Origin of the sequence: Bifidobacterium longum subsp. infantis ATCC 15697 = JCM 1222 = DSM 20088 (genome assembly GCF_000269965.1) — a bacterium.
GTDB classification, from domain to species: domain Bacteria; phylum Actinomycetota; class Actinomycetes; order Actinomycetales; family Bifidobacteriaceae; genus Bifidobacterium; species Bifidobacterium infantis.
On sequence record NC_017219.1, the window covers coordinates 1862713 to 1876070 of the forward strand.

Sequence of the window (13358 nt, forward strand, 5' to 3'; positions counted from 1 at the left end):
CGCCTAGGGCTTGTGGCACAATAGGTTGGCTGATTATTGGACTTGACATCCCACTGTTTCATGGAGGCAGAACATGGCTGAGGCGAGCAACACGACGGTTACCCTGCAAGTGCATCGTTTCACGCCGCGACCCGAGCGCGCCGAACGTGCACGCGGCGGCAGCCCGTTCGCCAAGAAAAACTCCCCGTTCGGCGGCGGCTCGGATTCGGCGGCACGCCGTCGTCCGCGCGGCAAGCAGTGGGTGCAGGAATACACGATTCCCGCGCGCCCCTCGGACACCGTGCTCGACTGCCTGCTGACCATCAAACGCACCGTCGACCCGACGCTGGCCTTCCGCTATTCGTGCGGTCACGGCATGTGCGGTTCGGACGCCGTGGCCATCAACGGCACCCCCACCCTGCTGTGCACGGCCACCATCCGCGATTGGGCCAAGCAGCCCGGCGCCATCCCCGAAGTCGATGACGAAGGGTTCCGGCACACCGGCACCGAGTCCGAAGAATCCGACGATTCCGCGGAAAACGACGCAAACGCGGCAGCCGACCAGGACTCGGCCGCAAACGGCTCGCTGGGAGTCATCGAACTGGCATCCCTGCCCGGCTTCCCGCCGCAGCGCGACCTCATCGCCGACATCGACCCGATGCTCAACCAAATAAGGAAGCTCACCCCATATCTTCAGGCGGACGGCGTGCTCGCCACCACCGCCGAAGGCAAGGTGGACGTGTTCGAATACCTGCAGAACCCCGAACAACTCGCCAAATACGAGCTGCTGAGCAACTGCATCGCCTGCGGCGTGTGCGAAGGCGCCTGCCCGGTGTACGCCGGCGGCGACGCTTTCATCGGCCCGGCCGCGCTGATTTGGGCCTCCCGTTTCGTCAACGATTCTCGCGACACCAAGGCCATGGAGCGTATGGACGCCATCGACACCGCCGACGGCGTGGCCGCCTGCCAGTCCGTGCGCGCCTGCTCCCGCCACTGCCCGCGCGGCATCGATGTGGGCGAGGAGATGTGGCAGATCGTGGCCAAGGTCCGCGAGCGCTAAGCCGCGCCGCGGCTGGCTGCGGCGATCGTCTAAGCACATGCGTCGATGCATCCGCCGGGTGCCCGCACGAGAGAAGACATGAAGGAACGAATTATGGACAGAACGCAGTACACCAACCTCGCCAAGGCATGGGAATTCACCGAGGAACACGCGCGCGAACGTGAATCCGATGCGTTGACCGACGCCCGTACGGCCGCCGACGAGTCCGGCCAGTTGCAGGGTTCGGCGGCGCAGGCCCGTCTGCTGGGCATGCTGGTGCACATCACCGGCGCCGCTTCGGTCATCGCCGTGGGCACCGGCTCGCTGGTGGAAACCTTGCAGCTCGCCCATGCGCTGGATAGCAAGGGCCTGCTGACTGCGGTCGATTCCACCGCTCAGGGCATCGCGCTGATTCGCAAGGCGTTCGCCGAGCTACAGGATGAGACCGACACCACGTTGCGTGCGGTGAATGCTCCGGCCAGCGTGTTTCTGCCGCGCCTCAACGCCAATGATTACGATCTGATCGTGGTGGCGGGCGACGCCGAGAACTATGCCGCCACGTTCGCCCAGGCCTCCCGTCTGCTGCGCGCGCACGGCGTGATCGTGTTCACCGATGTGCTGGTGTTGGAGGACGGTCAGGGCGGCGTGATCAATCCGGCCGACCGCAGCGACAAGGCCATCGCCATGCGTGAATTGCTCGCCACCGTCGAAGATGACGAAGGTTTCGAGTCCACGCTCACCCCTGACGGCACCGGCCTGCTCATCGCCTACAAAAAGTAACTCTGTCCTTGGCTCCCCTCGGAGAGGGGAGCCACTCTATCTCGCTTATCTCACGATTGCGCTGACGGCCACGTCCACGGCTTCGTCGGCGTCGTCGGTTACGGTGACCAGTTTCGGGTCGATCGTCGAGATCATGCCGTGCTCGGCCACCGGACCGTTGAGCCAGTCAAAGAGCCCCTGCCAGTATTCCTTGCCGTAGAGCACCACCGGAATATTCGCCACCTTGTGGGTCTGGACCAAGGTCAGCAGCTCGAACATCTCATCCAGTGTGCCGAAGCCGCCCGGGCACACAATCACGCCCGAGGAATACTTGACGAACATGGTCTTCCGCACAAAGAAGTACCGGAAGCTCATGCCGAGGTTCACCCACTGGTTCACCCCCTGCTCGTGCGGCAATTCGATGCCGAGTCCCACGGATTTGCCGCCGGCCAGTGCCGCTCCCCTATTCGCGGCTTCCATGATGCCGGGACCACCGCCGGTGATGACGGCGATGTTGCGCTTGGCTATCTGGCTACCCATGCGCCGTGCCGCCTTGTAGATCGATTCGGTGCGCTGGGTGCGTGCGGAGCCGAAAATTGAGACTGCAGGTCCGAGCTCGGCGAGCGCCCCGAAGCCGTCCACGAATTCCGATTGGATGCGCAGCACACGCCATGGGTCCATGTGCAGCCAGTCGGTGTCCCGGTCGGGTTTCAGCAGGTTGGCGGTGGTGTTGTCCGAGGGAATCATCTGGCCGCGTAGAATCACCGGGCCGCGATGATAGGTGTCGCCCAGCGGCGAAGCCTCCTCCAAGTCGACCGGGTTCACCGGTGTGGCCGCAGCCTCAGTTGCCGTCTCAGCCTCCAACGTTGCCGTATCATTCGCAGCTGTGGCTTCCAGTGGTTCCATATCGTCCACGACTGCGGGCTGGGACGCGGCCTCGGCTGGATTCTTTGCTTCAACGGCCTTTTTGCCGCCGTTCTTCTTGGATTTCTTCTGCTTCTTTGCCATCCAATGTCCTCCTGTACGGTGCTATCGACTCTTCGCATTCTAGCGCCTGAAGCTCTGCGTACGTTTTCCGCGAAACAAGGCCAACAACGGAGTAGGGACCGTCTTAGCCATCAGTGGCGGAAGTCGATTTCCACACTGGCGGTGCCGTCGGCGAGGGTGCCGGGGTGTTCCGTGGGCGTGGTGGGCTTTGTGGTGCGGCTTGGCTGCCCGGTGCCATTGCCATCAATCGATTCGCCGGCTTCGGCATCGGCCAACGCCTCGGCGGCGGCAGCCTGCGCGGCTGCGGCCTTCTCGAATCTCTTGGACTGACGGCTCAGCAGCACACCGGAAATCGCGGCGGCGATCAGGGAGGCCACCAGCACGCCGAAGCGCGCCTCAGCGGAAAGTTCCGCGTTCTTGTACGCCAGCGAGGCGATGAGGAAGGACACAGTGAAGCCAATGCCGCAGGCGACGGCAGCGGGAATCATGTCGCGCACGCGCAGCCCCTTGGCCATCTTGAGCCCGCCCACATGCGTGGCCAGCCATGCGGTGGTGATGATGCCCAGAGGTTTGCCGACCACCAAAGCCACAATCAGTGCAATGACCAACGGCGAAGCCAACAACAGCGGGCTCACCGACTCGAAGTGCACGCCGGTGGCGAACAGGGCGAAGATGGGCAGGGCCAGCAGTGCGGAGAATGGCTGAAGCTTGTTGGCATAGCGTTCGGCACGCGGTGAAAGTTCGCCGTGCATTTCACGGGAGGGGGTCAGCAGGCCAACCAGCACGCCGGCCAGTGTGGGATGCACGCCTGCCTCGAACATCATGATCCAAGCGAGGACGCCGACGATGCCGACCGCGATCCACGGCACTTTTTTCAGTCGTACGAGGTATGCCCAGATGACGGCGCACACGACGATGCCGATGAACCAATACCAGGCGTTGATCGAGGAGAAGAATACGGCGATCAAAATAATGGCCAGCAGGTCATCGACGGTGGCAAGCGTCATCAGGAACGCGCGGATCGAACCGGGTAGGGCCTTGGCAAACAGGGCGAGCACGGCCAGTGAGAACGCGATATCCGTGGCGGTGGGCACTGCCCAGCCGTGCGACATCTCCGAGAACGGGATGCTGCTGCCGGTGGTGGTCAGAATCAGCGTGCCGGGTTCACCAGGCCCGATCTGAGAGAACAATGCCGTGACGGCCAGGAACAGGATGGGCGGGGCGATCATGCCGCCCACCGCGCACAGCATCGGCACGGCGGCCGCTTTCGGATTGGCGAGCGAGCCGGTGGTGAGTTCCTGCTTCAGTTCGAGGCCCACGGTCAGGAAGAAGATGGTAAGCAGACCATCCTGGGCCCAATGGCCAATCGGCAGGTCGAGATTGGTGTAGGGGATGAACAGATGCGTTTCCGCTACGGTCTCGAACGCATGCGCGGTGGCGGGCAGGTTCGCGAGCACCAGGCCGGTGAGCGCGAAGCCGAGCATGATGAGTCCGGAAATACGGTCTGAGGCGGCGATTCGCCTGATGGTGGACCAAAGTCCCTTCTTCGCGCCGGCGGTCGTGGCCATCGCGTCTCCTTGCTGTACTCTCTTGGATGAACCGTATGTAATAGTACGGAATATCTCAGGACGTTCCGCTCCGGGCTGAGTCGCGAAGGGCAACCTTACCCCACCCTTGTGTGGCCGACTCAAACGGGCCAATACAATTGGAAAAGCCTCGGAAGCATTTCGCTTTCGAGGCTTACTGTGCGCCAGACAGGATTCGAACCTGCGACCTGCTGATCCGTAGTCAGCTGCTCTAATCCGCTGGGCTACTGGCGCATACCACTGTTGTCCCCGTGGTTCGGGAGTGCGCCAGACAGGATTCGAACCTGCGACCTGCTGATCCGTAGTCAGCTGCTCTAATCCGCTGGGCTACTGGCGCATGTTGTCTTTTCAGACAACTCGATATATAATACACGCCGTTCAGATGAATGCAACTCGGCGTGTTGCGGCGAGTCGCACCATCCTAATCGCCACCGCAACGGCGTATTTACTGGCCTCACGCCGCATGTGTACGGACTCGGTCAAGCAAAACCGACTACGCAACTTTGAGGCGTCCCTGCGGCACATCCACGGCTTCGCGCAGGAGTTTGGGCGTACTGGAACCCTCTACGGACGCCTTGTCCACAATCACCTGCTTCACATCATCCAAACTCGGCAACTGGAACATCGTGTCCTGCAACGTACGTTCGATAATCGAACGCAACCCGCGTGCGCCGGTCCCCTGCTTGATGGCGATATCAGCAATCGCCCGAATGGCCTGTTCGGTGAACTGCAGGTCGACGCCGTCGACGGCGAACAGCTTACGGTACTGCTTGATCAGCGCGTTGGCTGGCTGGGTGAGAATCGCCGTCAGATCGTCTACGGTAAGTTCCTTCAGCACACTGGTGACCGGCAAACGTCCGATGAACTCAGGCAACAGCCCGAACTCGGCCAGATCATCGGCATTGACCTGTTCGAGCAATTCCTCGTCTTTCATGTCGGCGTCGTGCCAATTCGCGCCGAAGCCGGTCTCTCGACGGCCCAATCGCTTGCGAACAATATCCGTCAGTCCCACGAACGCACCGCCGCAGATGAATAGGATGCCGCGTGTGTCCATCTGCGCAGTGTCCTGCTCCTTATGCTTGCGCGTGCCCTCCAACGGCACGGAGGCGATGGTGCCTTCCAAAATCTTCAGCAACGCCTGCTGAACGCCCTCACCGGACACGTCACGGGTGATGGAGGTGTTCTCACCTGATTTGCGCGCGATCTTATCGATTTCGTCAATGTAGATGATGCCGTGCTGGGCTCGGCTTACGTCGCCATCCGCGGCTTGGAGAAGACGTTGGAGCACGGTTTCCACATCGTCGCCTACATAGCCGGCCTCGGTCAGGGTGGTGGCGTCGGTGATGACGAATGGCACGTTCATTACGCGGGCCAACGCCTGTGCAAGATAGGTTTTGCCCACACCGGTGGGGCCGAGCAACAGAATGTTTGATTTGGCGACCTCAACGTCAGCCAAAGGGTCACTGTTGCGGCGGGTAGCACGCGTCTGGGCGGGAGCGGATTGCTTGGCTTGTTCGCCGGTCTGGCCACTGTGCCCGTTATTCCCGTCGAGCTGTTCAGCGGACTCCTGAAGCTCCATATTGACGCGCTTGTAATGGTTGTATACGGCTACGGACAATGCGCGCTTGGCATTCTCCTGACCGATGACGTAGCGGTTGAGATAATCGAAGATCTGGGCGGGCTTGGGCAGGCTCAGCGAATTGACCTCGGCATCTTTGACACGCTCCTCGGAGATGATGTCCACGCACAGGGCGATGCATTCATCGCAGATGGAGGCGTTGGGACCGGCCACCAGTTTTCTGACCTGACGTTCGGTTTTGCCGCAGAACGTGCAACGGGGTACGTCCTCGTTGTAGCTCACCACACGTCCCATGATTCTCCTTTGCCGACTGCGCCGCACCGTCGAACCGCCACGCTGCGCATTATCATTGTCATCCTTGAAATACAATACCCCCGGTCGTTGCCGACCGAGGGTATTGCAATGTCCGGAAGTTTTACTGGCGGTGTTCCAGCACCTCGTCCACGATGCCGTATTCCTTGGCTTCAGGAGCGGTCAGGAAAGTGTCCACTTCGATGTCGCGGCGAATCTTCTCGACGTCCTGGCCGGTGTGCTTGGCGAGGGTCTCCTCCAGCCATTCGCGCATACGCAGCATTTCCTTGGCCTGAATCTCGATCTCCGTGGCCTTGCCGAAGCCTTGGTCGATGGCCGGCTGGTGGATGAGCACACGGGCGTTCGGCAGCATCAGGCGCTTGCCCTCGGTGCCGGAGGCCAGCAGAATGGCGGCGGCGGAGGCGGCCTGGCCGAGACACACGGTCTGCACGTCGGGCTTGATGTACTGCATGGTGTCGTAGATGGCGGTCATGGCCGTCATCGAACCGCCGGGTGAATTGATGTACATCATCACGTCACGGTTCGGATCTTGGGATTCGAGGACCAGCAGCTGGGCCATCACGTCGTCGGCGGAGGCGTCGTCCACCTGCACGCCGAGGAAGATGATGCGGTCCTCGAACAGGCGGGAGTAGGCGTCCTGGGTCTTCATGCCATACGGGGTCTTCTCCACGAACTGCGGCATGATGTAACGGTTGGTCGGCGCGGGCTGGGCTGCGCGGGCGGCGTCCGGCATGAAACCGGCTACGCCCTGACGGCCGGCCAAGCGGTCGGCACGGGCGGCGAACTTTGCTTCTTCACTTGCCATGAGTCTCACTCCCCCTGCTGGTTGTTGCCGATGGTGTCCGGCGTGGTCACGAGCTTGTCCACGAAGCCATAGTCGAGGGCTTCCTGGGCGGTGAACCAGTGGTCGTATTCGTTGTCGCGGTAGATTTCCTCGAGGGTGTGGCCGGTCTGTTCGGCGGTCAGCTCGCTCATGGTCTTCTTCATGTCCATGATGAGCTCGGCGTTGATGCACACGTCAGTGGCGGTGCCGCCAATGCCGCCGGAGGGCTGGTGCATGAGCACACGGGCGTGCGAGGTCAGGTAACGCTTGCCCTTGGTGCCGGAGCTCAGCAGGAACTGGCCCATGGAGGCGCACATGCCCAGACCCACGGTCGCCACGTCCGGCTCGATGAGCTGCATGGTGTCGTAGATGGCCATACCGGCGGTGATGGAGCCGCCCGGCGAATTGATGTACAGCCAGATATCCTTCTTCGGGTCTTCGGCGGCCAGCATCAGCAGCTGAGCGCAGATGCGGTTGGCCATATCGTCCTTGACCTCTTCACCCATCCAGATGATGCGGTCTTTGAGCAGACGGTTGAAAATCGGGTCGACGGGGCCGGCCGGGACGTCATCGCCCGCCATGACCGGCAAGGTCGCAAAGGTATTGCTCACCTTGATTCTCCTTCTAATTACTCGAACATTGTTCAGACTACCGCCTTGAAGCGACTGAAGTCGGCTTTTCGCGTGCTTTTTGGCGGGTAGCGTAGGATATCTCTCCCTCCGTCTCGACTTTGTCGAGCCACCTCCCTCGTCTTTTGTTGACTTCTCTCCCTCCATCTCGACTTCGGCGAGACACCTCCCTCATCAGTGGGAGGTTTTATTCAAGGGTATCGAGGACGTCATCAATGAGGAGACGGGTCTGGGAGGCGGCATCGTCGCCCAGACGCGGGAAGCGACGGGCGGCATTGGCGGGGCTGGCACCGGCGGCTCGCGCTACGTTGGACTTGCTGACACCATGGGCCACGGCTTTTTCCGCGAGCCGATCGACCAGTGAATCGGCGACTTGGCGCATCTGTTCGGCCACCCATAATTGGGCCATATCCGCAGGTAAGTCGTAGTCTTCGGCCACATCGCTGGCTGCCTCCTGAATGGCGGCCCATAACACCATGAATGGCTTTCGATAGTAGTCAATCTGCTCAGTGAGCGGCTCGGCGGCAAGCAATTCAAGTGCCGAGCGAATTTCTGTATTTTCTGACATAGCTTTCTTTACCTCGGCTCCCCTCAGAGAGGGGAGCCAGAATATATGTATCTACTTACTTACGACTCAGCAACCACTTTGATATCAACGACGACGTGGCCACGGCCATGCCGACCGGCACAAAGAAGCTAATCGGCGCTTCGCTCAGCTCCATCACTAAGCACATGGCCATAAGCGGTGCCTGCTGTGAAGCCGAAAGCAACGAAGCCGCACCAATCAAGGCACACGCGGTTACCGAATCGGTCGGAAACATCAGTATCCATACGAGGCCGAGCATCGCACCCAGCGTAGAACCTAATGCGATGCCGGGCTGCAGCACACCGCCCGATGCACCGGAGCGAATGGTCATCAGCGTCACCAGCGCTTTGGTGACAAAGGTGAGTGCCAACACACCCAGCAACATCCAGATATTGGACTGGGACAGCGGGAAACCGGCGTTCATCCCGGATCCAGAAGAGCCGCTCCCACCCTGAAGCATGGCCCAGAACGAGGCCATTCCAGAGCCCGATCCCCCGCCAGAGGCCGAATCGGATACATTACCGCCGCCCGTAAGCAAGTTCCATGGAGAGGCGGCCGATGAAGATGCCGACTGCATGGCACCAGCAGTGCCAGCGGTTTCAGGAATGAACGTGCTGAATCCAAGTTGCGCTGCGGCACGGCCGTTGCCCATCACCTGCGGCACAACAATCGCCACCAAACCGGTGATGAAACCAGCCAGCGGCATCTGCCACAGAATGGCCTTACCGGTCGGCTTGTGCGCTTCCGCCCATTGCGAACCTTTTCGGAACAACGCGCCGCCCACTCCACATGCCGCACCGCAGATCAGAGCGAACAGCATTAACGTTGGCGTGGATTCCGGTTGCATGGCGGTAATGTCGTAGAACAGGCAATGCCCTTTGATCGCAACCGCCACGAATGCGGCAATGGCAGACATGCCCAGTCCAAAGGCAACCTTTTCGATCGTCACATCCACCAATAGGATTTCGACGGCGAAGAACATGCCGGCCAGTGGCGCGTCATAGACGCCTCCTAGACCGGCACCGGCAGCCACTGCCACCACCATGCGCCGGTCGATGCCGTCAACGCCCTCGATATGGAACAGGTCGCAGAAACGTTGCGCGATCATGGTGCCGAGTTCGCGTGGGGCGACTTCTCGGCCGATCGAGGCGCCGGAGCCGACGATGAAAATCTGCAACACCACATGCACAATGGTCTGCCAGAAAGGCATTCGCTCCCCTGCCACGGCCTTCTTGACTGAAGATACCGCAGTCGTTTTGCGGCGTAACAGATACCAGATAATGCCCGCGATGCCGAGTCCCACGGTCACCGATATCGCACGGCGTGCAGCGGGCACGCCGAATGGACCAGACAATTCTGGGCCTTCGATGTAGCCGAGCAGCACATGTTCAACGCCGTAGAGCAACAGGGTCAGCAGACCTGCTCCCACACCGATGAGCACGCCGAGCACAATGGTCGCCGCAGCGAGCCAACCAAGGCGTTTGATAGTAACCGTTGGCTGCATGTCAACCTCCGCACCCTATGCAACGAGTATGCCTTGGGAACTCCCCCTCAGTCTCGCTACGCTCGACAGCTCCCCTCAAAGAGGGGAGCCAAAGAAATAGTCCTTTTGCCAGAATATGAAGAGCCCGGAACCGTGAAACACGACTCCGGGCTCAAACAATCACGCTAACGCGATGAGGCTATGCTCACTCAGCATCCTTGGCGTCATCCTTGGCGGACAGTTCGTCGGCCACGGCGGCAGCAGCGGAAGCGGCCTCGACGGACTCGGACTCTTCGTCCTCAGCGGCCTCGCCCAGGAAGCCGGAGAGGTCCACAACCTCGCCATCAGCGGTGAACTTGACGGCGCGCATGCCGGCGAGCAGACCCTTGGAGCGGGCGACTTCCTGCACAGCGGAGCCAAGCTGGCCGTTCTTGATGATGGCCTGGATGAAGTTGTTCGGGTCCATGCCGTACTGCTGGGCGATGGAAGCGAGGAAGTTGAACACGTCGGACTGGGACACCTGAACGTCCAGCTTCTCGGCCAGAGCGTCGAGCACCATCTGATCGCGCAGATCCTTCTCCACGGTCTCCTCGGCCTGAGCCTTCTGCTCCTTGGTGGCCTTCTCCGGGTCCGGGGTCAGGCCCTTGAGCTGCTCTTCGACCATGTTGGCCTTGACGCCCTTCGGCACCGGGATCTCGAGGCCTTCCTGCAGCTTGGCGATGAAGGCATCGCGGGCCTCGGTGGCCTGACGGCCTTCGGCGTCCTGAGCGGCAGCCTTGCGGATGTCGGCCTTGAGCTCGTCCAGGGTGTCGAACTCGGAAGCTTCGGAAGCGAACTCATCGTCCAGCTCCGGCAGTTCCTCAGCCTTGACGGAGTTGACCTTGACCTTCACGGTGGCCTTCTGACCCTCGTGCTCGCCGGCTTCCAGCGTGCCTTCGAAGGTGGTCTCCTCGCCGGCGGACAGGCCGTCAAGGGCCTCGTCCAGACCGTCGAGCATGGTGTTGGAGCCGAGCTCGTAGCTCACGCCTTCCTGGGAGTCGACGGTCTCGCCGTCAATCTCAGCAGTCAGGTCGATGTTGGCGAAGTCGCCCTTGGCGGCCGGGCGGTCCACGCCGACCAAGGTGCCGAAGCGCTGACGCAGGGTCTCGAGGCGCTTGTCGACGTCCTCATCCTTGACTTCCGGCTTGGAGATGGCGATCTCAAGACCGTCGATTTCCGGCAGTTCGATGTCAGGACGACGCTCGACGGTGGCGGTGAACTTCAGCTTGGTCTCGTCGTTGGCGGACTGCGGAACATCCTGCACGTCGAACTCCGGCTGAGCCATCGGACGAATCTTCTTCTCATCCAGGGCCTTGGAGTACAGCTCCGGGACCGCGTCGTTCACGGCCTCACCGGCGACGGCGGCGAAACCGATGCGCTGGTCGATGATCTTGCCGGGAACGTGGCCCTTACGGAAGCCGGGAACGTTCACCTGCTTGGCGATTTCCTTACGGGCCGCATCCAGATACGGGTTGAGCTCTTCCGGTTCAACAGTGACGGTGAGCTTCACCTTGGTGGGCTCGAGGTTACGAACGCTGATCTTCACGCTAATGACTCCTCAAAAGTCGTTATTTCTTACAGTTCTGCCGTAAGGCAACCTCTACATGATAACGCCACTTACGGACGGTGCAATGAGTTTCACCTGCCAGTTCCTTGCGCCCTGCTCGATCAGGAACGCCTCGACGTCCACTTCCACCGGGTCTTCCACCCAGCACAGGTTGCGTAGGGCCTGTGGCTTGATGATCATCTCGGCCGGCGTGCGGGTGTCTTCGGCGATGCGGTTGATCACACGCCGTACCCGTTGCAGACGGTCATAACGCTCCGGATGGCGCTGTTGCCACAGTCGCATGGATCGGGGCGCGTTCACCACACCGTTTTCGCCCTGTTCGGGGGCAGGCATGGTAGGCCATTGGGTGGGCTTCAGGGCCATGGCTCGGTCGATGGCCTGCTTCCAGACCTTCGGTTTGACTGTACGCTGAATCGGCGCGTACCGCTCGAACATTTTGTCCTGCTCGGTACCGGTATGGATGCGCACACGCTCGTTCAGGGATCGGAGCGCGCGGAATTGGGCGGCATTGTGCGGCTTGTTGGTCGCGGCCTCGATGATTGACGAATCGGTCAATAACAGGCTGGGGGCAATATCGTATTGCCGGGCGAGCCGGTCGCGCTCCTCCCATAGGGATTTGGCGATGGCCAAGCCCCTTGGATCACGACTCAGCTGGGTGATGCGCGAGATACGCAGCCAAGGAATCGGATGCAGTTTGCGCGGGGCAAGGCCCGCAACCAAAGCGTGAGAAAACTCTTCAGCGGCCCACTCATCCTTGCCTGCGGCTTTCAGGTCACGACGCATCAAGGTTTCGAGTTCGATAAGCACCTCCACGTCGAGCGCAGCATAGTTGCGCCAGTCGCGCGGCAGCGGACGGTAGGACCAATCGGCGGCGGAATGCTCTTTGGCCAGCGTGATGCCGAGGTAATGTTCGGTGACGGCGGCCAGACCGAAGCGGTGCAGGCCGAGCAATCGCGCCGCTATTTCCGTGTCGAACAAGGCCTTGGGTTTGAGTCCGATTTCGGCGAATCCAGGCAAGTCCATCAGAGAATCATGCAGAATCCACGTAGCGTCGCCCACGGCGTCATTGAATTCATTCCAGTCAGCTCCGGCCCGTGTCAGGGCGACGGGATCAAGCAAGGCGATGCCCGCGCCTTCACGTTTGAACTGAATCAGCCAATCCTCATGTCCATAGCGGAATCCAGACGCACGTTCGGCGTCGGCGGCCAGCGAGCCCGTCGCCTCGGCCAGCGCATCGCAGGCACGATGATAGCCATCCAGCGTCGAAGTGACATCGGGCACTCCCCCGCGAGGCTCTTTCAGCAGTCGGGGTTCGGTGTCACGGACGTCACTCAACTGGCGTCATCCTCCTCAAAACGGATGGTGGATCTGATGAATGCGGCCCACGAGCGGATTTGTGCGCCGGCGTCCATAGTACCGTCCGGTCCGGTCCCGTCAAGCGGGGTCCATGAGACGCGAATCTCACACCCGGCGCTGGTGGAGCCAGACATCGAACCAAAAGCCGTGTTTTGGGTCACGGTGACTGTGCCGGATACCGAATCCGGCTCGATGCCGTCGAAATAGTCGCACATGTCATCCCAGTACATGCCGGGGGTCAGAGAATCGTTTTCGGCGGTTTCCAGCGGCAGCCGCGCGAACGCCACGCAACGCCAGTTGGAATCCCAGTCAATGCGCAGCTCATGAGCATAAAGCATCATGATCCAGCCTGTGGCGATTCGTGATTCGGCATCGTTGCCAAGACCGGCGGAAAAGGCATCGCCGAGGGCACACTCTCCCGCTTCGAATTCCACGCCGATACCATAATCGGCCAAGGTGGAAGGCACGGGAATCTCCCGATAGCGCACGTCATGGATGCGCTTCATGGTGCTGACGGATTCGACAGCTGCCCATACTTCATCCGGCACACCCTGAGGGCGTACGGGGCGTCCGTCATTGGACGCTCCCATAGGAAATGCGTAGATGTCGGCCATATCTCTAGGGTATGGGCGAA

General features: G+C 61.0%; 12 protein-coding genes and 2 tRNA genes. 2 read left to right on the top strand and 12 right to left on the bottom strand.

The window, feature by feature from the left end; translation table 11 throughout:
• The first annotated feature begins 73 nt into the window (after window positions 1–73).
• Together BLIJ_RS08825 and BLIJ_RS08830 are read left to right on the top strand one after the other, a co-directional pair.
• The gene (locus BLIJ_RS08825) at window positions 74–1039 is read left to right on the top strand and encodes a succinate dehydrogenase/fumarate reductase iron-sulfur subunit (protein WP_012578002.1); all 966 of its coding nucleotides are present in this window, start codon (window positions 74–76) and stop codon (window positions 1037–1039) included.
• A gap of 93 nt (window positions 1040–1132) precedes the next feature.
• On the top strand, window positions 1133–1798 hold the full coding sequence (locus BLIJ_RS08830; protein ID WP_012578003.1) for an O-methyltransferase: 666 nt from the start codon (window positions 1133–1135) through the stop codon (window positions 1796–1798).
• 45 nt (window positions 1799–1843) lie between these two features.
• Here the strand turns inward: BLIJ_RS08830 and BLIJ_RS08835 are convergent, their stop codons facing one another.
• From BLIJ_RS08835 to BLIJ_RS08890, 12 genes are all read right to left on the bottom strand, one after another.
• Window positions 1844–2785 (bottom strand): LOG family protein, encoded by a 942-nt coding sequence (locus BLIJ_RS08835; RefSeq protein WP_014485010.1) that lies wholly within the window; start codon window positions 2783–2785, stop codon window positions 1844–1846.
• A 110-nt stretch (window positions 2786–2895) separates the two neighbouring features.
• Window positions 2896–4332: a Na+/H+ antiporter NhaA gene (locus BLIJ_RS08840; protein WP_012578005.1), complete on the bottom strand. Its 1437-nt coding sequence runs from the start codon at window positions 4330–4332 to the stop codon at window positions 2896–2898.
• 178 nt (window positions 4333–4510) lie between these two features.
• Window positions 4511–4584 (bottom strand) — tRNA-Arg (locus BLIJ_RS08845).
• Between the two features lie 29 nt (window positions 4585–4613).
• Window positions 4614–4687 (bottom strand) — tRNA-Arg (locus BLIJ_RS08850).
• Window positions 4688–4843: 156 nt separating this feature from the next.
• Window positions 4844–6223 (bottom strand): ATP-dependent Clp protease ATP-binding subunit ClpX, encoded by a 1380-nt coding sequence (gene clpX, locus BLIJ_RS08855; RefSeq protein ID WP_012578006.1) that lies wholly within the window; start codon window positions 6221–6223, stop codon window positions 4844–4846.
• A gap of 121 nt (window positions 6224–6344) precedes the next feature.
• Entirely contained in the window at window positions 6345–7046 is a 702-nt protein-coding gene (locus BLIJ_RS08860) for an ATP-dependent Clp protease proteolytic subunit (RefSeq protein ID WP_012578007.1), read from the bottom strand.
• 5 nt (window positions 7047–7051) lie between these two features.
• Entirely contained in the window at window positions 7052–7675 is a 624-nt protein-coding gene (locus BLIJ_RS08865) for an ATP-dependent Clp protease proteolytic subunit (protein WP_012578008.1), read from the bottom strand.
• Window positions 7676–7880: 205 nt separating this feature from the next.
• Window positions 7881–8261, bottom strand: coding sequence for a hypothetical protein (locus BLIJ_RS08870; protein ID WP_012578009.1), 381 nt, complete (start codon window positions 8259–8261; stop codon window positions 7881–7883).
• Window positions 8262–8316: 55 nt separating this feature from the next.
• Window positions 8317–9783 carry a chloride channel protein gene (locus tag BLIJ_RS08875; RefSeq protein WP_012578010.1) on the bottom strand — a complete coding sequence of 489 codons (1467 nt, stop codon included), beginning with the start codon at window positions 9781–9783 and terminating at the stop codon, window positions 8317–8319.
• A gap of 184 nt (window positions 9784–9967) precedes the next feature.
• On the bottom strand, window positions 9968–11347 hold the full coding sequence (tig, locus tag BLIJ_RS08880; RefSeq protein ID WP_012578011.1) for a trigger factor: 1380 nt from the start codon (window positions 11345–11347) through the stop codon (window positions 9968–9970).
• 54 nt (window positions 11348–11401) lie between these two features.
• Window positions 11402–12703 (bottom strand): HRDC domain-containing protein, encoded by a 1302-nt coding sequence (locus BLIJ_RS08885; RefSeq protein WP_012578012.1) that lies wholly within the window; start codon window positions 12701–12703, stop codon window positions 11402–11404.
• Window positions 12700–13338: a DUF3000 family protein gene (locus tag BLIJ_RS08890; RefSeq protein WP_012578013.1), complete on the bottom strand. Its 639-nt coding sequence runs from the start codon at window positions 13336–13338 to the stop codon at window positions 12700–12702. The genes BLIJ_RS08885 and BLIJ_RS08890 overlap by 4 nt, the downstream gene beginning before the upstream one ends.
• Window positions 13339–13358: the final 20 nt, after the last annotated feature.